Consider the following 19978-nt stretch of genomic DNA (forward strand, 5'->3'; position numbering starts at 1 on the left):
TAATTCCATTTATTGAGGCCTTTTACTGAAACATTTTCAACTTGTTGCTTGGCTAAATACCTTCTATATCAGTCGAGTCCAAGATCACTTTGTGTGTAAAAAGCGAACTGTTCAGCAAAGCATACATATATTGAGAAACTAGCCATCTGGTAAAGTGAATACAAGTAACTAAACTTACCATTTCATGCCAATCTAGCACTGTTTAGCTTGTGAGCCCTCACCAGAGCAGGCTTTTGCAGGGATTTGACTCATCACTTGGCAAGCCGTTGAATAGGTGGTGAAAAAATAGAGACTGAGCTTACTAGGGTCTGCGCTTTGACGCATCAGGCAGTTCGTTGCGCATGAGCTCAAGTAATTGCCCTGTCATCATCACCACCGACATATTGAGCATGGCGCGTTGTTTATCTGCGCCTTCGTGTTTTTTATAGGCCAGCTTTTGTAGCTGCGTCTTGGCTTGTTTGATTTGATCTTTTAAGTACTTGATTTGCGCTTGGGTGATTTCATCCTGCGCACTTTGCGCTGAGCTATTTTGGTTAGCGCTGTGTTGGTTTGATGATTTGGCTGAGCCCATCAGTACATTGGCCGCCTGCGATAAGGCTTGTTGTTTATGGTTTTCATTGATCCCGTTTTGCTGCTTTGCAAAACGGGCTTTGGCCTCATCAGACAAGGTTAAACTGTCTTGCGAGCTCAGTTTGTCCTTAAGACCCGCGTCGTTTGGCACAGTATCAGCATTGGTGCGGGTTTGGCTTGTTTGAGTTAAGGACAACTTTGCCAAATAGTCTTGGTAGGTTAATCGCATTGGCGGCGCTTGTTCTGTTTGGCCCTATATTCATTATCGGCCAAACTGAGAAAAGCGTTACCCTTATTCAAGCTCTTCAAGGCGACGATAAGTTTCTTTTATGTAACCATCTTGATCACCAAAACCCAACATTTTTAACGGGTAAACGCCTTGCTGGATAAGTGTTGCTTGCTCACCCTCTCCTTGCACACTTAAGCTAAAACCGATGGATTTTCCTTCATAGTTGGGATAGCTGCATACCTCAATGTCTTCAATGTACTCATCGCCTTTGAGGCGATAACGCCCTGCGCCAAAGTCTAAGGTTTTGCAGGCCGCTAACCGCTCTTCATCCGTTATCGCCGGGCTAAAGGGAACTCGGTCTGCGGTTTTAGCGTGAAAATAAAATCGGCCACACGCAGTAAAGTGTTTGATCATGGTGCGCTTAGCATCGAAGGTATTGCTTACTTGCCCGGCAACGGTAAGCTCTGCAGCCACTAACTGCCAGCGGCCGATAATTTGTTTAGCTGTTAACATGATGGATCCTTTTATTACTTGGCACCAACATCATTACCTCTGCCCCTTCATTGCGCAACTTGTTTATGTTGTTGTTAAAACATCGATTAGAACCAGACAAGGTTAGTATCGAATAATAAGCCATTGCGCCCAAACAGCTAGCCAAACTCAATTGATGGGGTGATTTCACTTGCAGCCCAACCATAACTTAAAGTAATTTTTATAACACTCCCTTTGCCATTTTGCCGCAGGTATCACTATGAAGCCGCTAATAGACCAGACAGATCAACCGATCGATTTACCAAAACCTGCGCAAATCATCACCTTACCTAGCTACATGGATTGTCATGCCCATCATTACATGCAACTGGTTATTGGCCTGAAAGGCCAAGCGGAATTTGAAGTATCTGGTAAGGCTAACTTGTTAGGCCCAGGGCAAGGCTGTTTGGTAACGGCGATGGCACCGCACGCTTTCGGCGGCGTAGTCGGACAGTCGGATATTTTAGTGCTAAATCTTGATCAGCCCGCGCTGCTATCACCCGCTATTACAGCGGTGCTAGAACAATTAGATAGGCCTTCGCCCTATTTTCAATTAGATGATGCGATTCAACATTTAATTAAGCTCTTGGTCGCCGAAATGCTGGCAAGTCCCGATGACTTACTGCTATCTCGCGCCTGCCAAGATACCATTATTGCACTCTTGCAACGCCATGTGGTCAACGGCGCATTGAGCACAAAAGAGCGCAGTATCAGACTAACGGAGCCCCCATTTTGCAGCAGTAGCCGCTTTGATTTGCGGGTGATCGACCGCTATATAGAGCAGCACATCGCCGATAAGATTTCCATCGCACAGCTTGCCGCTAGCGTTTACCTTGCCCAAAGTCAGTTTTATTGCTTGTTTAAACAACAAACTGGGATGACTCCCCATCAATATGTATTAGCTAAACGTATCGATCTTGCGCAAAAGCTGATCCAACAAGGGAGTTTCAATCTTAGCCAAATCGCTGAGCTGACGGGCTTTTCCAGTCAAAGCACCTTTACCCACACCTTCAGTCGAACCCTAGGTATGTCACCTTCTCGATATAAAAAGCAAATCGAGTCTGCATAATGTGAACCAAGCACTATATTGTGTTGTCAATTTCGCTATGATCATGTTTAAAGTTTGTTAATAATCGGAGTATTTAGCAAAATACTCGGAATATTTAGCAAGTATTCCAAATGCAGCCAAAATAGACTGTGGCCATAGTGAAAGCTTCGATATCAAGAAGCCTGTTTAAGGACAACACATGTTTACAGCGACCGACGTGTTAACAACACAATTTATTGAGCAACCTCTTGATCATTTGTGGTCTTTGGTTTCACCCCTTTATATGGTGGATGAATCGCAATGGCTTAAGCAACTGCTCCCGCTTGCCACGCCAACAGAGCATGAGCGGGCATTGATCAGTGATAAAACCACCAGCTTGATTGAAGCGATCCGCGCCGACAAAAAATCGATTCAAATGATCGATGCCTTGCTGCTGGAATACAGCTTAGATACCCAAGAAGGCATTTTACTCATGTGCCTAGCCGAGGCACTGCTGCGCATTCCCGATGCCGCCACCGCCGATGCCCTGATCCGCGATAAATTATCGGTAGCCGATTGGCATGCCCATTTAAAAAACTCTGATTCGGTGTTCGTTAACGCATCCACTTGGGGATTATTAATAACAGGTAAAGTGATTGGCCTTAAATCCTCAAAAGCCACCAGCGACAATGCCGGCCAAGCCTTATCTCGCTTAGTCAACAAACTCTCTGAGCCGGTGATCCGCAAGGCCATGCACCAAGCCATGAAAATCATGGGGCACCAATTTGTATTAGGCCGTAATATCCAAGAAGCGCAGCAAAAAGGCCGCCATATGCGCGACAAGGGCTTTACCTATTCGTTTGATATGTTGGGTGAAGCGGCCTTAACCCAAGCAGATGCAAATAAATACTTAAGCGATTACTTAAACGCCATTGAAGCCGTCGGCAAAGAGCAATATGGCAACAATACAAGCCCTGCGCCCTCTATTTCCATCAAGCTCTCGGCCTTGCACCCGCGTTACGAGGTGGCCAATAAAGAGCGCGTGATGAGCGAGCTATATGACACCGTATGCCAGTTAATTCGACGTGCGCGGGCATTAGATGTGGCCATCACCATCGATGCAGAAGAAGCTGATCGGCTAGAATTATCACTTGAGCTATTTAGCAAATTATATCAAAGTGATATTGCCAAGGGCTGGGGTAAATTTGGCTTAGTGATCCAAGCTTATTCCAAACGTGCGTTAGCCGTGCTGGTTTGGCTTAATCGACTTGCACAATTACAAGGCGATCTGATCCCCGTGCGCTTAGTAAAAGGCGCATATTGGGACAGTGAAATCAAATGGTCACAGCAAGCAGGCTATGCCAACTACCCCGTTTACACCCGTAAAGAAGCCACTGATGTGGCCTACTTAGCCTGCGCAAGATTTTTACTCAGTGACGGCGTTCGTGGCCATCTGTTTCCACAGTTTGCCAGCCATAATGCGCAAACGGTGTCCGCTATCGCCGTGATGGCAAAACACAAAGACTATGAGTTTCAGCGTTTACACGGCATGGGCGAGTCACTCTATTATCATGTTATGGCCAACTACCAGCAAAGTGTGCGTATTTACGCTCCCGTTGGCAGCCATAAAGATTTACTGCCCTACTTAGTCCGTCGGTTATTAGAAAACGGCGCTAATAGTTCTTTTGTACATCGCCTAGTTGATGCCCGCTGCCCTGTAGAAGAGCTCAATCAACATCCTGTTGACACCTTGCTAAGCCATGAGCATCTGCATAACGTTAATATTCCGTTGCCGCCTCAAATTTTTGGCTCACGTAAAAATGCCCATGGGATCAATATCGACATCCACAGCGAGGCCGAGCCGTTTGAGCAACAGGTTAACGCTTTTATGACTAAGCAATGGCGCGGTGGCTCGATTATTGACGGCCAGCAAATGCACCACCTTGAAAGCGAATACACTATTGAAATCAGCGCACCGTATGACCGCCGAATTTCAGTTGGCAGCGTCACATTTGCAACGCCTGCGCAAGTTCAACAGGCTATCGAAGTGGCTCAAAGCGCCTTTATTGAGTGGCATAAGATGCCGATTGCGCTGCGCGCCAATAAACTTGAGCAACTGGCTTATTTACTGGAAGAGCACATGGCAGAAATGGTTGCTCTGTGCCATCAAGAAGCAGGGAAAACCATTCACGACAGCATAGATGAAGTGCGTGAAGCCGTTGATTTTTGTCGTTATTACGCTAAGCAAGCGGTGCATTTAGGCCCGCAACAAATAACCGGATTTGATAACAAATCTCGCACCTTAACCCGTTCAGGGCGTGGGGTATTTGTGTGTATCAGCCCGTGGAATTTCCCTTTAGCGATTTTCTTAGGCCAAATTAGCGCCGCTTTAATGGCGGGTAATACGGTTGTGGCAAAACCTGCGGAGCAAACCAGTTTGATAGCGGTTCGCGCCGTTGAATTAATGCATCAAGCCGGCTTTCCTGTTGGTGCCATCCAGTTGGTGTTAGGCCGCGGCGCCGATATTGGCCATGCCCTAACCAGCGATCTCGCCATTGCCGGCGTCGCGTTTACCGGCTCAACCCCAACCGCTAAGTTAATTCAGCGCACCTTAGCCGAGCGCGACTGTGCACCTGTGCCTTTGATTGCCGAAACAGGTGGTCAAAATGCCATGATAGTTGACAGTACCGCCCTGCCTGAACAAGTGGTACGCGATGTGATGCGCAGCGCCTTTGCTTCTGCTGGCCAACGCTGCTCTGCATTACGCGTGCTGTATGTGCAACAGGATATCAGTGACCGTGTGATTGAACTGATCAAAGGCGCAATGGCTGAATTGCAGGTAGGGCTCCCCTATCTGCATAGCACAGATGTTGGCCCCGTGATTGACAGCAATGCCAAAACTAAATTGCTCAAACACATTGAACACATGCAAACCACCCAGCGTAGCATCGCCAAAATCAGCTTGGAAGAAAGCTGCCAACATGGTGATTTTGTGCCGCCATGTGCGTTTGAGATTGACCACATCAATGTATTAAGCCAAGAGCATTTTGGCCCAATTTTGCATGTCATTCGGTTTCAAGCCCAACAGTTGCCTCAGGTGATCGAGCAAATAAATCAAACGGGGTTTGGTCTAACACTGGGAATTCATAGTCGTAATGAAACCAGCTATCGCTGGCTAGAGCAGCATGCTCGAGTGGGTAACTGTTACATCAACCGCGATCAAGTTGGCGCTGTGGTCGGCGTTCAGCCATTTGGCGGCCAAGGCTTATCAGGCACAGGGCCAAAAGCAGGCGGGCCTCATTATTTGTACCGTTTTACCCAGTGTCAGTTTAGTCAGCCATCTGACACCCACGATTTAGCAAGCGCATAGGAGCGAACAATGAATAAAGTGACTGTTTTTGCCGATGCGCAACAAGTATGGCCAAGTTGGAATTTAGCTGGCTTTAGCGCCAGAAAACCTCAGTTGTTCGAGTTTTATCAAGCACTCAAGCAACAGCAATACGAATTAGCCGAAGTCTGCTTGTTTCAACTCGAACAGAGTGCGGCGGTGGTTGCGCAGCCGCAACAATTGGTCGGGCCAACGGGTGAGTCGAATGAGCTTTATTGTGCTGGCCGCGGGGTTGCATTGTTAGTGGTTGACCCTAGCTCTAGTACATTAGCCAGTCAGCAATCGTTAATCGGCCTATTAACCGCCGCCCTGAGCGCGGGTAACAGCGCTATTATTTGCAGCGATGATTTGGCTTTGAATCAAGTGCTTGTCAGTGCGATTAAAAATGCCGAGTTACCTGTGCAGCTGATACAAATCGCCGCGTTTGATGATTATTCCGGCTTGCTTGAATACGATGTTCGCACTCTGAGTGGAGTCGGCTCGCCTGCGCTGGTGCAAACCATTAATCGTCAGTTAGCCGCGAAAGAAGGACCGATTGCTCATTTGATTGTTGAAACCGACCCCGTTGCCTTGCATCAAGTCAATGATCCCTTGTTGGTTTTACACTTCATCACCGAGCGTACTCGAACCATCAATATTACGGCAGTGGGCGGCAATGCCCATTTATTAGCCTTGGGCAATGATGCCCATTAGCCATTTTATTATTTTTACTGGGCGGGGCGTTATCCAACGTCTCGCCCTAAGCCTGCCCTTGGCAGGAGGGGAAAACAACAATAAGGATAAAATATGTTAGAACACAGCTTTGCAATTAGTGCGACCTTTATCGCCTATTTGATCATGATGCTCGCGATTGGCGTTGTCGCCTATAAGCGTACCGTTAACTCCAGCGATTACTTTTTAGGTGGACGTAGCTTAGGCCCTTGGCCTTCGGCCTTATCGGCAGGCGCCTCCGATATGAGTGGTTGGCTGTTATTAGGTTTGCCGGGTTACGCTTATGCCGCAGGCATTGAGTCATTTTGGTTAGCCGGCGGTTTATTACTGGGCACTTGGGCCAACTGGCTGCTATGTGCTAAACGCCTTCGCACCTACAGTATTACCACTGACGCATTAACCATACCGGAATATTTATCACGCCGTTTTAAGGATAATTCCAAATTAATTCAAACTATTTCGGCATTTTTTATTCTGCTATTTTTCTTGTTTTACACCAGCTCAGGCCTAGTGGCTGGCGGTAAATTATTTGAAACCGTGTTTGGTCTCAACTACACCACGGCCGTTATCTTAGGCACGGTATGTGTGGTTTCTTATACCCTATTTGGTGGCTTTTTAGCGGTATCTTGGACCGATTTAGTGCAAGGCTTATTAATGTCTGCGGCCTTGTTAATCGTGCCTATCGCTGCCATGAATGGCGGTTTTGGTCAGCTTAGCAGTGATTTAGCCAATATTAATCCAGAGCTATTAACCCTTTGGAATGATGCTAAAGGTGAGCCACTATCGGCCATCGCCATTATTTCATTAGCGGCATGGGGCTTAGGCTATTTTGGTCAGCCACATATCTTGGCCCGCTTTAAAGCCACGCGCAGCAATAAAGATTTAACCACGGCAAGACGCATTGCGGTGGTTTGGTCTGCTTTGTCGATGGCGGGTGCTATCTTAGTCGGTCTAGTCGGCTTAGTTTATGTCACCAATGGCAGCGTTGAGCTAGCCGATGGCGAAAAAATCTTTATGATTTTAGTTAATGCCATGTTCCACCCAGTTATTGCAGGTATTTTACTGGCAGCTATTTTGGCCGCCATCATGAGTACTGCCGATTCACAGTTATTAGTGTCGTCGTCAGCATTAGCAGAAGATTTCTACAAACAAGTGATCAAGCAAGATGCCAGCTCAGAGGATATCGTGCGCATGGGTCGCTTTGCGGTGATCGGCATTTCGGTTATTGCACTGCTGCTGGCATTATCGCCTGATAGCTCGGTGTTGGGCCTGGTGTCTTATGCTTGGGCTGGCTTTGGTGCGGCATTTGGCCCTGCTATTGTGCTTAGCCTTTACTGGGGCCGCATGACTAAGCAAGGTGCATTAGCCGGTATTATTGTTGGCGGTGTGACCATCGTTGTGTGGAAGCAATTTAGCGGCGGCTTATTTGATGTGTATGAAATCGTACCGGGGATCATTCTGTCTACGCTGGCTATTGTGTTAGCCAGTTTAGCCGGCTCCGCGCCCTCTGATGAGGTCTCTAAGCAACATGCTGAATTTGAGCATAATTTGAAAACACTCGATTAAGCTAACGCTTTAGCCATGGATAAACCGCGCTGGTTTATCCATGGTTTGCTTTAGTTAAATTAACTGCTCAGTTTTAAGCCGATAATCCCAACCACAATCAAGGCTAAACTCAATAGTTTAGTTAAGGTGATCGGTTCATCAAATAGATAAAACCCTGCAATCGCACTGCCTACAACGCCAATACCTACCCAAATGCCATAAGCCAAACTCAAGGGCAAGGCTCTAAGGGCGATCCCCAGCAAAAACAAACTAACGCCACAGCCCAATAAGGTAAACAAGGAGATCCAAGGATGGCTAAATCCATTGGATAACTTTAAACCTACGGCCCAAGCAATTTCACTTAAACCAGCTAGTAACAATATGACCCACGTCATACCCTACTCCATTTTATCGGGGTCGTCCCCGCTAAAAGACAGAGCGGTAAGGTCGTCCTTACTTCTTAACAATGTGCCGACCATTTAACTGTTGCAGTCAAGTGGCAGTCAAAGAGCCGCAAATTCTAAGCTTTTAACTTAGCCTCGGCTAGTTAGGGAAAGTCCTTATCTAATAAATCATTTCGTTTTATAGCGCTTATATTGTTAAGCTACTGATTATTTGTCGTTACCAACTGAATATGAATCTAAACCTCGCCTTACTGATCGCCATGCAAATCTTATTCATGGTCGGCAATATGATGTTTGTTACCTTAGCGCCTGTGTTGGGTAATCAATTAGCCGGCACCATGACCTTAGCCACCTTACCCATGGCGGTGAGCATGCTTAGTATGTTGCTAAGCTCATTTCCTATCAGTATGGCAATGGGTAAGTTTGGCCGTAAGCCCTTGTTTGCCATCGGACTCATCGCCAATATGCTGGCGGGCGGCGGTTTTTATCTGGCCTTGCAAAGCGCAAGTTTTGTGCTGTTTATTATCAGCAGTGCCCTTTTTGGTATTGCCATCAGCTGTGCTAATTTCTATCGCTTTAGTGCGATGGAGCTAGTTGCGCCTGCGCAGCGTCCGCTGGCCATTTCAGGCATTATGGCTGGCGGTGTGGTCGCCGCATTTATCGGCCCAAACTTAGGCGCATTAACCAAGGACATTTGGCTAAGCCCCGCCTTTTCAACATCCGTGCTGCTTTACATTCCCCTCACGGTGCTGGGTCTGCTGTTGCTGATGAACATTCGCTTTCCGTTGCCGCTCACCGCTGCTAATGAAGCGGAGGCTAAGTTGCCTGTTAATCAAATATGGCGTCCCATTATTGTCGCCGCCATTGCCATTGCCGTAATGGTGATGGTGATGACCGCCACTCCGCTGCACATGTACGCCTGTGGTTTTGAGTTTTCCGATTCGGCTTGGGTGATCCAATGGCACGTACTGGGTATGTTTGCTCCCTCATTCTTTGTCAGCCAGCTGGTAAAACGTATCGGCTTAAAAGGCTTAATGAGCTTCGGCGCTGCGGTGCTCATCGCCTCTGCGTTATTAAATTTAGTTGTCACCAGTAGAACCGGTTTAACCTTTGGCTTATTGCTGTTAGGTGTGGGCTGGAACTTTCTGTTTGTGGGCGCAAGCCAATGGTTGATGGCCCTGTGTGAAAATCAAAACAGCGCCAAAATACAAGGAGTTAATGAAGTCTTTGTGTTTGGTTTTGCCACCCTTGCAACCTTAAGTTCAGGCTGGCTATTGGCCACTTTTGGTTGGCAGACGCTCAATCTGAGCGTGTTACCCTTGTTGCTTGCGCTGCTTGGCTTATTACTGACCATTAAACCTAAACACTTAGCCCCAACGGGTTAACATGTACCAAGATGTGTTGTATTGCCCTCGGTCTATACTCAAAGTAAAACCACGAGGAGATCGACATGACTAACGCAACTCAAGGCAATACACACGGCATCGCAATTGGGATTGAACGTGTTGGTGAGCAGGTATTTATCGCTATTCGCGCCGTGGGCAAACTCACCCACCATGACTACGAAGTGATGACGCCTATGTTTGAAGCCGCCCTGCAAGAAGTGCCCTATGCCAAGGTGGATGTGCTAGCTGATCTTAGCCAATTTCAAGGTTGGGAGCTGCGCGCCGCATGGGATGACTTTAAGCTTGGACTAAAACACGGCGCACAATTTAACAAGATAGCAATGGTGGGCAATCAGCAGTGGCAGTCTATCGCGGCCAATGTTGGGTCTTGGTTTGTCGATGGCGAAATCAAAGCCTTTAACGATCGCCAACAAGCGTTAGCTTGGCTCAGCCAATAAGACTAGTCGGCGGCAAAGGGCAACTGAGCAATAATATCACTGGCCAATACTATCCGTTGTTGCTTGGCCAGTTTAGCGCCTATTTGGCCATGCCAGTTCACCCCTGTGATCGCCGCATTATAAGCGTTTAGGCCTTGTGCCATTAGCGCGGCGATAATCCCCGCCAAACAATCCCCCATGCCGGGTGTAGCCATGGCGGGGCTGCCATGATGACAAAACACTAAAGCGTGCTCCGATTGACTCATATCACAAACCAAACTGCCCGCTCCTTTTAGCACGACACAAGTTTGATAACGCTCGCTTAACGCTTGTACGGCGGCAATGCGATCTTGTTGTACTTGGGCAATTGGCCAAGCCAATAGGGCTGCGGCTTCCCCTTCGTGAGGCGTAAGTACCCAACCCGTGGCGGTGTGCCCTGATTTAGCTAACCAACGCAAGGCATCGGCGTCTAACACACCATAATGTGTCGGTGCTTCTGGCGTTTTCGGCGCTTGTGTTTGCAATGCGCTGATTGACGCAAACATCTGCGCTAACATGTCAACGCCTCGGCCATCGCGCCCTAACCCCGGCCCAATTACCCATTTGATTTTATCGCTTAAGGATTGCGCAGCCGTCTGACTACTATCTTGCAACATGATTTCGGGGGCTAAACTTAACGCACTGGCATAAAACATCGGCTCACAATGTAACCACACCTTACCCGCACCACTTTTTAGGGCGGCCGCCGCCGCAATCAATGCCGCCCCCATCATATGAGGTTGCCCGCCCAGCACATTAACGCCGCCATGCTCTGATTTATAGGTATTACCAGTGCGCCTTGGCAAACAGACTTCTGGCTGATAATGCCAAGTTGAACTAGTGGCTACCGATAAGGTATCAAGAGATAGCTGACCGCAGTGCGATGGTCCCTGCGCGGTAAGTGTGCCCGATTTATAAGCAATAAAACTGTGAGTCGCTTTCGCACACAGGGCTATCGGCATGGGCAGGCCGGTATCGGCATTCAATCCGCTGGGTATATCAACCGCGTAAATGTCTGTGTCTAGCTCCTTGAGCCATAAAATGGCTTGTAAAGCGGTGCCTGACAAGGCTCGACTCAAACCACTGCCGAACAAGGCATCTATGGTGATGGTGAAACGCGCGGGCTCGGTTAAATCGGCCAAATCGCCAATCACTTGGCCGCCTTGTTGCAAAAAGTACTGATAAGCACGCTCTGCATCTATGCCCACTTTTGGCAAGCCTAAAGGCGCAACTAATGTCACCTTAATCTTGGCTTGGCGCAGCAGTGCGCCAATGTAATAACCATCGCCGCCATTATTGCCAGCGCCAACCACCAGCAATACATTTTGTCCCCTTAACTTAGGCATAAACTGGGTTACAAAACTGTGTGCGGCGTTAACCATCAAAGGCCAAGTGTCGCCTTGGTTGGCTCTGGCCCATTCAAGCTCGGCCTGTTTTACCTGCGCGGATGTCATTACTGGCTTCATCATTGCCTCTTGTGCTTATTACCTTAGAGAAAGCTTAATTTTACCAAGGCTTACATTGTGTTAAGAAAATAGCGCTGTACTAACTAACCTCAATTCTGGTTAATGGAGCCAGACAATGAGTATCGTATGAATAAGTAGCAAAACTTCGTTTTCAGGGATGAAAACGCAGAGCGTATAGGGACATATCCACCGCGTTTTTGCGGATTATTCATACGATATAACTTATCCAAAGCTCAGGTTAACTATACTAGAAAAATTTATGTTAACGTTCGACATATGTTATGAGCTTGAGCTATCCCCTGATGCGAATTGTTTCTCGTTTTTCTATTTTGTGTACCACCATAGTGCTGTTGCTGGTCAGCTTAACCGGATGCTCCGATCCTAAATCAATCTCACTAAGCCAAGACAGCGTGATTTTGGCCTTTGGCGATAGCTTAACCCAAGGGGTTGGCGCACCTAATGAGCAAAGTTATCCTGCGCAGTTAACTCGTCAATTAGGCGTGCCTGCAATTAACGCCGGCATATCGGGTGAAACCAGTAGCCAAGGCTTAGCAAGAATTGAGTCTCTGCTGCAAGAGCACGCGCCGGATTTGGTGATTATTTGCTACGGTGGCAACGACTTATTGCGCAAATTACCCTTATCGCAATTAAAACAGAACTTGGAAAAAATGATCCTGCTGAGTCAAGCTCATGGCGCAAAAGTGCTGCTGGTAGGCGTGCCTAAGCCCGCCATATTCCTTGATCCTGTGCCGATTTATGGTGAATTAGCCGAGCAATATCATCTTAGTGCGGAGCTGGATATTTTAAGCGACCTACTCGATGATAAAGCCATGAAATCAGATGCGGTGCATTTAAACGCCACAGGCTACCAAGCCTTTGCGCAGGCATTGGCCAAGCTGATAGAAATTAGCCCTTACTGATCACATGGCAGCAACGACTACTTTGAATTTGGGTTTGCTGGCACGGTTTGTTGCAGCTGCTGCAAAATAGCTTGATGATATTGGCCGCTTAACTCTACCGACTTTGCCGTCTGCTCCATGGCACTGGCTAAAATGTTAAATTGCTCAGTGGTATCCACCAGCAAGCGCCGCGTCGGTTGCAATACGCTGTAATAAACCGCTATCAACAAAGCAACCAATACCAATAGCACCACTATCAGCACCGCAATCACTATCCATTTGATGTCATTGAGTATGGTTTGCGTGCTTGCCACCACAGGCTGGCTCGCTTGCTCAATGACTTGTGGCAGCTGCTTCACCGTGTTGTCTAAGGTCGAGCTAAGCTGTGCAACTTGCTCCGCCATGAGCTTAACCTGTTGCTGCTCCGCTTCGCTCAAATGCTCACCTTGACTTAATTGAGTAATCGATTCTGATAATACAACTAAAGCCTGTGATGCCTGCACCGCAGGGGCTTCTAAACCGGTTAAATCAACGCCCACATTAACCGTAACCAAACCTTGCTTGCTCGCAGTGTCCTGCGCAGGCTCAGCGGCCACCGTTTGACACCAACCCAGCATAAACAAACTAATTACCGCCCACGTTTTGATCCATACCTTCATGATAAATCCTTGTTTAAAAAATTTGCCGACTATAGATACAAACCTAAACAATACCAAAGTTAGTCATTGATTTAGTATGGTTAAATTATTGATTCAAGCTAACTCAGGTTACTCCATCACACACTTTGTAATAGAACAACGAAGTTGAAAGACAACTACACTAAAGAAAAATTGATCTAGCGCAAAGGCATACTGGACTGTTTTGGCCTAAAACTAACCAAAAGTAAGCAGTAACTTGAGGTGAAGTATGACGTTATTACCTAAATGCTATACCGACATGTGTGTCAACGGAAAATGGTTTCATTACGACCACGGCGGTTCAGAAGTCTATATGCTTAATGCAGGCTCGCCGATAACCTTTCAGATTAGTGCCATTCCCAGTACCGAAGAAGAGCTTGAGCAAGTACTTCGCCAGCTCGACTGTCAATCCTAACTTAATTTCAGCATTCATATATGACGTAATCTCACAGCCAAAACTAGGTTGTGAGATTGCGTTTACCAATAACAAATCCAGAGCCAAGCTTCTTGCGATTTAGCACCCCGCACTGGGCTTACTGAGCTGTTGTTACCTATGGTTACTCGATGGCGTATTACTCTCGCCTCTTCAGGACATGACACCACTGGTCACTATATCGCCGTCTCCCTCAACTTCTCTGCTTGTCGACATACTTGATCGGCACGTTTTAATAACGTAGGGATGCGGTAACGACCAGCCATCTTTTGCACCAGCTTTTTAGCTAACGGCAAATCTCCCGTTGTCGTCACATACAAAGGCTTTTCGCTCTTACCGCGAATAACTTCATACTCATCGCTGATTCCAGCAAAGCCCTTTTTCGCCACCCCAATCACCTCAATCTTGCCATCAAGAGCATCATAAAGATGTTTACCGAGACCGGGCTGTTGCACACCATCTAGATAGACATAGCCGTCAACCACAATGCATGTTGGCAGCAGTTTATGCTCATCTAATAAGCTCAAGATACACGGTAATTCACGCTTGTAAAAACTACCCGGCTCATATTCAGCCACCTCTTTAACAATGGATACGTATTCGCCACTGGGCGCATCTGATTGCCAATCTTCAAACAACACACCAGCAACAAAAGCCGTGTTTTCATGATATTGCACATCGATAGCGAGAATCATTGAACCTCTTTTTGATAAATTAACAGTATCACGATACCTGTTAGTAAACTCACCTCATTAGCGAGCAACACAGAGGCTAACTACCCGCCAACTTGCGAATAATCGCTTTACCGAAATTATTCAGCCAATATCCTTGGCCAAACAACAACACCGCAAGGGCAGTAAAAAACCATGCCTGAAACAATAAGGAGCCGATCAAAATTGGAATAGCCAAAGCTTGTAACACATTAATGATGGATTGCACCCTAAAGCATTTATCACACCAAGCATTGGTATAAGGAAACGCACCGGGGGCGTGGCGTAAGTGACCTTGTTCGCCACAAATATGGCAAATACCGCAGTAACCCTTTTTCACACCTTGTTTAATCAAGGTTTCTGACGACTGTTGCCAGAGTGAGCAATAACATCCTCTTTGCTTGGCTTTCATGCACTTAACCTTATATGGTGAAAGGCCCCCGCGACAGGCACGAATTTTAAACGCAGCAAAAATAAAGTCAGCGAGACTGTGCTGGTTGAAACCTATGTTTGTGTGTAAGCCATTTTCCAGTTGAGAGCCTTTGCCTCATGCTCTTTAATAAAGCTGTCTTTATGGCTGCAATATACATCAATGTCATTATTGCAGATTTTCGCACCCGCTTTCTTTAACACACCATACTCATCTGCCACTTCAGGAAAAGCGATCAGATACTCTTTAAAAGCTATGTGCCTTTTTGCTTCATGTGACCCTGTTAGAAAGGCATGTACTTGATGAGTTCTTTGACTCACACCTTTTTGAAAATAGCGCCTACCCGGGATACCAAATTCACCCTTCGCAAGATAACCCAACGATCCCATTAAGCGACTTTGCTCATCTAGCGCACTAAGACATTTAACCTCGAGCAGGATATCGATAATTGGTTTGGCACATAGCCCTTCAACTGAAGTACTGCCGATATGGTGAACCCCCACCACATTTTCTCGGCTTAACGCATTACAGATTAGTGCTTTTTCTCGATTAAAATAATCAGCCCATGACGGCTGAAAATCGACTACTTCAATTATTCTTAAACTCACTCCTATCTCCATTTTTCTAGCGAATTGCGGGACAGCAACTCAATAACCTGAAATAGAGCGGCGGCCAGCTTCAAACGCGCATAGCCCGAACGTTCATGATCGTATTATTTATCATTACACTTGCCCAAGTTTTCGACAGCTTGAGTAAACAACGGCTTATGCTCTATATTTATATAATTATAAGCATTATCTAATTGATTTAAATCACAAAGTTGCTCGAGCAATTTATCTTTGTGCGCTTGGCGCTTGATTGGTGCTGAGAGCATCTTTACTTTCATCTTGGTAAAATTATCAGACTTCCCCGAGATTTCTTTCTTGAATGCCCTCGATTTTGTGTAATCTGCATCCCAATACATAGCTTGGAAACAGTCGCGAATAACTTTGTAATATTCATGCTGATCCTGCGGGCATGGGAAGCAACTGCACTTGTTTACAAGATCGCCATCGGAGACTCTAATCAGAGCCCCAATTAGTTTAAGTAATTGCTCTTTACTCATTCTTACCCCGGCAGCTCACTGGGCACCTCGCTCAGCCACCATAGGCCAATGGCGACTTTTTTGCTGCAAAGCGTAAAAAAGTAATAGTGGCAGGAGATCGGTTGCAACGTCTTTAGCCTTATTTCTTAACTTTCAATTTCTTATTTAATTCCGATAAGTAAGAGTCGTCTGGAAATGTTACTTCTCTGTCATTTATCGCAATTCTAATTGGGCTTCCTTTTATATCATAAACTTTAACCCCAATAGGCAGAGCTAAATAATGTACAAGGTCGGGGCGATCTAAAGCAAATTGATATAACGATGTTAATGAATAATTTTCTGGCCTAGAATCGCCTTGAACGTGAAGCCACCATCCGGACTGTGAGTCTTCAGGGTTAATTCTTTCAAGCATTACGGCAGACGATGACTTGTAATCTTTGTGCACTGCGATTGCCTGCCTGATATTAGGAAAATTTAGCTCGACATTACTTCCCATACTCTCCACGACATCTTTCTGATTTCTGAGCGTTTTAAATGTGTAGTTCATTGAAGGTATAAACTTGATGGGAAAAGAGGACATATCCGGCTCTTCAAGAACAAGACGCCCATCATCAAGCTTCTTAAAATGATTTAACATAAATCCCAGCTGCAAGGTTTCTTCATCCTTGAAGCGAATGCCACTGGCTATCTGCTCTTCAAATCCCTCTAAAATGACCTTTACATCTTGTTCTGGTATTGCCTTATCAGAAATCCGAATCACTATTGCAGCCTGTTCAGAGTTTTTCTCAACCTTTGTCTCGTACTCAACTGTTTCCGATACTGCGGAAGTTGAAGCTGCCGCTATAGCACTGGCACCCAAGATTTTTCTAAATAAATTTTTCATATCTCTCTAATGTCCCTAAGAGGCTAATGCCTGCGTCAAAAGCGGCGAACGGAGTAGTGCCAATTGCGTTAAATTTGGCGTAGTCAATTGCAATTTTTGCCGCGGAGTTTGCCTACCTATGTAAACATCTGTTAGCTTATTTAAGCACTGACTTGCGATTACGATCACTAACTTGACCAACACAGGATTTGATTAGCTTAACCAACAATGTTTCACATGCATTTTTCATTGACCACGGCATCAATCTCTAGTGGCATAAACCGCATGCTCACCTGTGTAGTAATTTGACACGTATTATTGCTCCGCAAAAATCGTGGCGGCTTAGGGTGTCAGGTGCAGCAACTTGTTAATTTGCCATAATGCTAAATTTTTTGCTTATTCTTAACGAAAGCAAAAATAAATGCTTTGATAGCAATGTATATAGCCCCTTGCCAAAAAACAAACAAAAAGAACCAACCAAATAGAGTTAAAGAACAAACTCCCCAACCACAATTACCATTACTTTCTAAAAGCCACGGAACTCCAACAGCATTAAATGACCAAATAGGAATATAAATCATCATGAATGTGACAGCTAAAAAAAATTCAGGCGCCCAAGGCACATAGCCTATCATCAGAATAAGGTAAACAATTATAGACGTAAGTAGATATTGTTTAGTCAATCGTACTCCTCATTTTCATTGATTTACGGAGCACAAAGCTCAAGTAGAAAGTATTGGGTCGCAGTGACTTTTCTTGTTAGGCATTTTGCCTTGATTTAATACGCTTTGCGAGTTTGCTGAACTCACGAAACTCCGTAAAACACTGCCGTTCACTAATTAGTTGAGAAAAATGAGATAAGAGTCGTGAACACTGCACTCCAGTAAGGTTTTGCTGCTTTAGGGCTCTAGCTAAGCGCTCGCGAAGAAATCCAGAATACGAACCAAAGTAGTTAAGCTCAATATACCTAACCGCCAGCTCAATTGCAGCCGGATCACCAACGCGAACCAATTCCGCAATCTCTTTGATTGTTGCGCGGTATTGCAGCCAATTCTGGCGATCCGGTAGCCAACTTGGCGACCCCGGCTCTGTTGCCTCAGGAAGATCTGCTAGCTCTGTACCACCGAGAGACTGATACTCGGAAATAATCTCAGCCTTACTCCAACCTTCTGGAACACCGTGATAGATTTCTAAAGGAGTATTGCTGGATGTCCGTATCACTGTGATTTCCTAACGCCCGTAACAAGCGCGAGCTTGCGAGTCGAAGTGCTTTCGCTTGTTAAGTTTTTAGTGCCCCATTGGGTCAAAGTATGCCTCCCAAGTAAGAGTACCCGCTTGTTTAGATTTTGCCTTTTTCATGTAGATCATTGCATTCTCGTGATTAGAGCAATTGATAAGTGCCACTCCTAGATTGTAAAAGGCGTGCTTGTTTCCGCTGCCTTGCTCAATTGCTTTACGAAGATACCCAGCTGCTTCTTTATGTTTCCCCATATCACACAAAACTGTTCCGTAGTTTATTAGTGTGGCTTCATCACTTGGATTTGCGCTTAAGGCAGATTCCAGCATATTTTTTGCTTCGTCAAAGTTTTGATGCCACTTGGACCTATCTCTCCAAGTTTCATCAATTAGCAATTTAGCTTTCTTATTTAATTCTTCGATATCCATTTTGAAACTTAACGCCTGTAGCACTTGCACGAGTTGCATAGTGCTTTTTGTGTAAAATTGAGCGTAGCGAAAACACAAAAAAGGCGCGCAGCAATTTGTGTCAGGTGACTACACTTGTTAAGTGTTTGGTGCGGCGTAGACATGAACGCTTTTACCTGATAATACCCACCCGCTTGAGCCGTCTTGACTAATTTTCACCGCCATAAAATCCTTTCCGTATCTAATACGTTTAACTTTGAAAGTGGAATTTGGATTTACCTCAAATACAACATTGCAACCACTTTGATTTTGATAGCCGCACTCCCAATCGTTGAACGCCTCAACACTTTCTAAGATTTTAACTTCCTTGCCTCTGTCATTGGCGATGTCTAGCAACCAAATGCCTACAACAAAAAGTAACCCAATAAATATTACGCCAATGCTCAATTTCATAGTGACACCTAACGCCTTGCTCATCGGCTTGTGAAAATGGCGCTTGTTTTGCGGCTTTTTGCAAAACAAGTGACAGTTTTACAAGTCCGTTGCAGCAACTTGTTAAGTTGCGAACTGCACAAGCTTATGTTTTTCATTTTGAAGCTCTTCGTCAATTATTGAAGATATAACCGACCAATCTCCTCCAGCCAAACCTGCTCCGATCAAAGGATAACCAATTCGCATGCCAGTGAATTTCTCTTTAATAGACTTCATTGACTTTCTTATTGCTTCATAATCTACTTTAACTCCAGTACCTTTCCAGTGAAACTGGGTATAAGCATTTACAATATAAATTGTCCGATCATTTCTAACAACCTTTGCAAAAGATACTGAGCCTAGTTTATCTCTTGCCCCTTTCTTTGTTTGACAGTCTGCTTCATAAGCTTCTGGGAAAACATTCTTTATTGCCTTAGCAATTCCTGCTCCCATAGCACACTGACAGTTACATCCATGAATAATCACGTCGAACTCTCCCTCCAGAGCGAGTTCAATCAAATCACCTTTTATTACTTCCATATTGTTTCAATCATTCTCTTGGACGTTTTCTGACTTACTCCAGAGCTTTTCAAACTCATCTTTGGAAATTGAAAAGAGCGGGTAATCTTTATCATTTGGATCAATATCTATCAAAGGCACTTCACAAACAGAACCCCATTCATCAGAGCGCTTTGCCCCAAGTACTTTTCCATCGAATTCATCAATCTGTCTTGTACACCATATTCCATGAAATTCGTAGTAAGCCATAACGTCAGAGTATGTGTCATGTCTTTCGGTCGGACCTTTGAAGTACAAATAATCAGCTTCGCTCGATGGATCGTATCCTCTGCTTAATATTTCATAGTGCCTATTACAAAAAGCTGAACTAACCGGCACAGGCCCTGGGTAATGTTTCAACTCTCCATCTTTGTCGCAATTATAAATACTGCACTTCATGTGATATTCCGATACTTCCAGAGCAACTTAACAGCTTACTATACGGAATTCCGTTAAGATCCTGCTGATTAGCTCGCAA

The 19978-nt window shown here is 45.5% G+C and carries 23 protein-coding genes and 1 pseudogene; 8 read left to right on the forward strand and 16 right to left on the reverse strand.

Annotated features, from left to right (window positions below):
• Positions 1–301: 301 nt before the first annotated feature.
• Together ACK8OT_RS09130 and ACK8OT_RS09135 are read right to left on the reverse strand one after the other, a co-directional pair.
• Positions 302–799: a hypothetical protein gene (locus ACK8OT_RS09130; protein WP_410196198.1), complete on the reverse strand. Its 498-nt coding sequence runs from the start codon at positions 797–799 to the stop codon at positions 302–304.
• Between the two features lie 63 nt (positions 800–862).
• Positions 863–1312, reverse strand: a complete 450-nt coding sequence (locus tag ACK8OT_RS09135) for a lipocalin-like domain-containing protein (protein ID WP_410196199.1) — start codon at positions 1310–1312, stop codon at positions 863–865.
• Positions 1313–1550: 238 nt separating this feature from the next.
• On the opposite strand from ACK8OT_RS09135, the gene ACK8OT_RS09140 reads away from it, so the two are divergent.
• The 4 genes from ACK8OT_RS09140 to putP all read left to right on the forward strand — a co-directional run bounded on the left by ACK8OT_RS09140 (position 1551) and on the right by putP (position 8022).
• Positions 1551–2399, forward strand: coding sequence for an AraC family transcriptional regulator (locus ACK8OT_RS09140; RefSeq protein WP_410196200.1), 849 nt, complete (start codon positions 1551–1553; stop codon positions 2397–2399).
• 178 nt (positions 2400–2577) lie between these two features.
• The gene (gene putA, locus ACK8OT_RS09145; RefSeq protein ID WP_410196201.1) at positions 2578–5727 is read left to right on the forward strand and encodes a bifunctional proline dehydrogenase/L-glutamate gamma-semialdehyde dehydrogenase PutA; all 3150 of its coding nucleotides are present in this window, start codon (positions 2578–2580) and stop codon (positions 5725–5727) included.
• 9 nt (positions 5728–5736) lie between these two features.
• A complete protein-coding gene (locus tag ACK8OT_RS09150; protein ID WP_410196202.1) occupies positions 5737–6438 on the forward strand; it encodes a hypothetical protein in 702 nt (233 codons plus the stop codon).
• A 93-nt stretch (positions 6439–6531) separates the two neighbouring features.
• Positions 6532–8022 (forward strand): sodium/proline symporter PutP, encoded by a 1491-nt coding sequence (gene putP, locus ACK8OT_RS09155; RefSeq protein WP_410196203.1) that lies wholly within the window; start codon positions 6532–6534, stop codon positions 8020–8022.
• Positions 8023–8081: 59 nt separating this feature from the next.
• Here the strand turns inward: putP and ACK8OT_RS09160 are convergent, their stop codons facing one another.
• Positions 8082–8396: a DMT family transporter gene (locus tag ACK8OT_RS09160; RefSeq protein ID WP_410196204.1), complete on the reverse strand. Its 315-nt coding sequence runs from the start codon at positions 8394–8396 to the stop codon at positions 8082–8084.
• A gap of 239 nt (positions 8397–8635) precedes the next feature.
• On the opposite strand from ACK8OT_RS09160, the gene ACK8OT_RS09165 reads away from it, so the two are divergent.
• Both ACK8OT_RS09165 and ACK8OT_RS09170 read left to right on the forward strand, forming a co-directional pair.
• A complete protein-coding gene (locus tag ACK8OT_RS09165) occupies positions 8636–9790 on the forward strand; it encodes an MFS transporter (RefSeq protein ID WP_410196205.1) in 1155 nt (384 codons plus the stop codon).
• A gap of 65 nt (positions 9791–9855) precedes the next feature.
• Positions 9856–10248 (forward strand): SpoIIAA family protein, encoded by a 393-nt coding sequence (locus ACK8OT_RS09170; RefSeq protein ID WP_410196206.1) that lies wholly within the window; start codon positions 9856–9858, stop codon positions 10246–10248.
• A gap of 2 nt (positions 10249–10250) precedes the next feature.
• Here ACK8OT_RS09170 and ACK8OT_RS09175 read toward each other — a convergent pair whose 3' ends face one another.
• Positions 10251–11735 carry an NAD(P)H-hydrate dehydratase gene (locus ACK8OT_RS09175; RefSeq protein ID WP_410196207.1) on the reverse strand — a complete coding sequence of 495 codons (1485 nt, stop codon included), beginning with the start codon at positions 11733–11735 and terminating at the stop codon, positions 10251–10253.
• Between the two features lie 299 nt (positions 11736–12034).
• Here ACK8OT_RS09175 and ACK8OT_RS09180 point away from each other — a divergent pair, with 299 nt between their 5' ends.
• Positions 12035–12652 carry an arylesterase gene (locus tag ACK8OT_RS09180; RefSeq protein ID WP_410196208.1) on the forward strand — a complete coding sequence of 206 codons (618 nt, stop codon included), beginning with the start codon at positions 12035–12037 and terminating at the stop codon, positions 12650–12652.
• A gap of 17 nt (positions 12653–12669) precedes the next feature.
• Here the strand turns inward: ACK8OT_RS09180 and ACK8OT_RS09185 are convergent, their stop codons facing one another.
• Positions 12670–13290 (reverse strand): hypothetical protein, encoded by a 621-nt coding sequence (locus ACK8OT_RS09185; protein ID WP_410196209.1) that lies wholly within the window; start codon positions 13288–13290, stop codon positions 12670–12672.
• A gap of 247 nt (positions 13291–13537) precedes the next feature.
• Here ACK8OT_RS09185 and ACK8OT_RS09190 point away from each other — a divergent pair, with 247 nt between their 5' ends.
• Positions 13538–13723 carry a hypothetical protein gene (locus ACK8OT_RS09190; protein ID WP_410196210.1) on the forward strand — a complete coding sequence of 62 codons (186 nt, stop codon included), beginning with the start codon at positions 13538–13540 and terminating at the stop codon, positions 13721–13723.
• Between the two features lie 194 nt (positions 13724–13917).
• Here ACK8OT_RS09190 and ACK8OT_RS09195 read toward each other — a convergent pair.
• The 11 genes and pseudogenes from ACK8OT_RS09195 to ACK8OT_RS09245 all read right to left on the reverse strand — a co-directional run.
• Positions 13918–14445: pseudogene (locus ACK8OT_RS09195) on the reverse strand (endonuclease V); the annotation flags it as partial.
• Positions 14446–14512: 67 nt separating this feature from the next.
• Complete coding sequence (locus ACK8OT_RS09200; protein ID WP_410196211.1) at positions 14513–14863, reverse strand: hypothetical protein; 351 nt, start codon at positions 14861–14863, stop codon at positions 14513–14515.
• 92 nt (positions 14864–14955) lie between these two features.
• Positions 14956–15489, reverse strand: coding sequence for a GrpB family protein (locus ACK8OT_RS09205; RefSeq protein ID WP_410196212.1), 534 nt, complete (start codon positions 15487–15489; stop codon positions 14956–14958).
• A gap of 104 nt (positions 15490–15593) precedes the next feature.
• Entirely contained in the window at positions 15594–15986 is a 393-nt protein-coding gene (locus ACK8OT_RS09210) for a hypothetical protein (RefSeq protein WP_410196213.1), read from the reverse strand.
• 118 nt (positions 15987–16104) lie between these two features.
• Positions 16105–16848, reverse strand: a complete 744-nt coding sequence (locus tag ACK8OT_RS09215) for an immunity protein Imm33 domain-containing protein (protein WP_410196214.1) — start codon at positions 16846–16848, stop codon at positions 16105–16107.
• Positions 16849–17210: 362 nt separating this feature from the next.
• Entirely contained in the window at positions 17211–17510 is a 300-nt protein-coding gene (locus ACK8OT_RS09220) for a hypothetical protein (protein WP_410196215.1), read from the reverse strand.
• 76 nt (positions 17511–17586) lie between these two features.
• A complete protein-coding gene (locus ACK8OT_RS09225; RefSeq protein ID WP_410196216.1) occupies positions 17587–18048 on the reverse strand; it encodes a hypothetical protein in 462 nt (153 codons plus the stop codon).
• A gap of 66 nt (positions 18049–18114) precedes the next feature.
• Positions 18115–18492: a tetratricopeptide repeat protein gene (locus tag ACK8OT_RS09230; RefSeq protein ID WP_410196217.1), complete on the reverse strand. Its 378-nt coding sequence runs from the start codon at positions 18490–18492 to the stop codon at positions 18115–18117.
• A 117-nt stretch (positions 18493–18609) separates the two neighbouring features.
• Complete coding sequence (locus tag ACK8OT_RS09235; RefSeq protein WP_410196218.1) at positions 18610–18924, reverse strand: hypothetical protein; 315 nt, start codon at positions 18922–18924, stop codon at positions 18610–18612.
• A gap of 102 nt (positions 18925–19026) precedes the next feature.
• Positions 19027–19482, reverse strand: coding sequence for a macro domain-containing protein (locus ACK8OT_RS09240; RefSeq protein ID WP_410196219.1), 456 nt, complete (start codon positions 19480–19482; stop codon positions 19027–19029).
• 6 nt (positions 19483–19488) lie between these two features.
• Positions 19489–19899 (reverse strand): hypothetical protein, encoded by a 411-nt coding sequence (locus tag ACK8OT_RS09245; RefSeq protein WP_410196220.1) that lies wholly within the window; start codon positions 19897–19899, stop codon positions 19489–19491.
• Positions 19900–19978 lie beyond the last annotated feature (79 nt).

The sequence above is a fragment of the Motilimonas thetidivivens genome (assembly GCF_046452435.1).
Classification (GTDB): domain Bacteria; phylum Pseudomonadota; class Gammaproteobacteria; order Enterobacterales; family CBDFNC01; genus Motilimonas.

Coding starts and splice junctions, on each gene's coding strand:
- ACK8OT_RS09130 (WP_410196198.1), bottom strand. CDS start 799: ATGCGATTAACCTACCAAGACTATTTGGCAAAGTTGTCCTTAACTCAA.
- ACK8OT_RS09135 (WP_410196199.1), bottom strand. CDS start 1,312: ATGTTAACAGCTAAACAAATTATCGGCCGCTGGCAGTTAGTGGCTGCA.
- ACK8OT_RS09140 (WP_410196200.1), top strand. CDS start 1,551: ATGAAGCCGCTAATAGACCAGACAGATCAACCGATCGATTTACCAAAA.
- putA (WP_410196201.1), top strand. CDS start 2,578: ATGTTTACAGCGACCGACGTGTTAACAACACAATTTATTGAGCAACCT.
- ACK8OT_RS09150 (WP_410196202.1), top strand. CDS start 5,737: ATGAATAAAGTGACTGTTTTTGCCGATGCGCAACAAGTATGGCCAAGT.
- putP (WP_410196203.1), top strand. CDS start 6,532: ATGTTAGAACACAGCTTTGCAATTAGTGCGACCTTTATCGCCTATTTG.
- ACK8OT_RS09160 (WP_410196204.1), bottom strand. CDS start 8,396: ATGACGTGGGTCATATTGTTACTAGCTGGTTTAAGTGAAATTGCTTGG.
- ACK8OT_RS09165 (WP_410196205.1), top strand. CDS start 8,636: ATGAATCTAAACCTCGCCTTACTGATCGCCATGCAAATCTTATTCATG.
- ACK8OT_RS09170 (WP_410196206.1), top strand. CDS start 9,856: ATGACTAACGCAACTCAAGGCAATACACACGGCATCGCAATTGGGATT.
- ACK8OT_RS09175 (WP_410196207.1), bottom strand. CDS start 11,735: ATGATGAAGCCAGTAATGACATCCGCGCAGGTAAAACAGGCCGAGCTT.
- ACK8OT_RS09180 (WP_410196208.1), top strand. CDS start 12,035: ATGCGAATTGTTTCTCGTTTTTCTATTTTGTGTACCACCATAGTGCTG.
- ACK8OT_RS09185 (WP_410196209.1), bottom strand. CDS start 13,290: ATGAAGGTATGGATCAAAACGTGGGCGGTAATTAGTTTGTTTATGCTG.
- ACK8OT_RS09190 (WP_410196210.1), top strand. CDS start 13,538: ATGACGTTATTACCTAAATGCTATACCGACATGTGTGTCAACGGAAAA.
- ACK8OT_RS09200 (WP_410196211.1), bottom strand. CDS start 14,863: ATGAAAGCCAAGCAAAGAGGATGTTATTGCTCACTCTGGCAACAGTCG.
- ACK8OT_RS09210 (WP_410196213.1), bottom strand. CDS start 15,986: ATGAGTAAAGAGCAATTACTTAAACTAATTGGGGCTCTGATTAGAGTC.
- ACK8OT_RS09215 (WP_410196214.1), bottom strand. CDS start 16,848: ATGAAAAATTTATTTAGAAAAATCTTGGGTGCCAGTGCTATAGCGGCA.
- ACK8OT_RS09230 (WP_410196217.1), bottom strand. CDS start 18,492: ATGGATATCGAAGAATTAAATAAGAAAGCTAAATTGCTAATTGATGAA.
- ACK8OT_RS09235 (WP_410196218.1), bottom strand. CDS start 18,924: ATGAAATTGAGCATTGGCGTAATATTTATTGGGTTACTTTTTGTTGTA.
- ACK8OT_RS09240 (WP_410196219.1), bottom strand. CDS start 19,482: ATGGAAGTAATAAAAGGTGATTTGATTGAACTCGCTCTGGAGGGAGAG.
- ACK8OT_RS09245 (WP_410196220.1), bottom strand. CDS start 19,899: ATGAAGTGCAGTATTTATAATTGCGACAAAGATGGAGAGTTGAAACAT.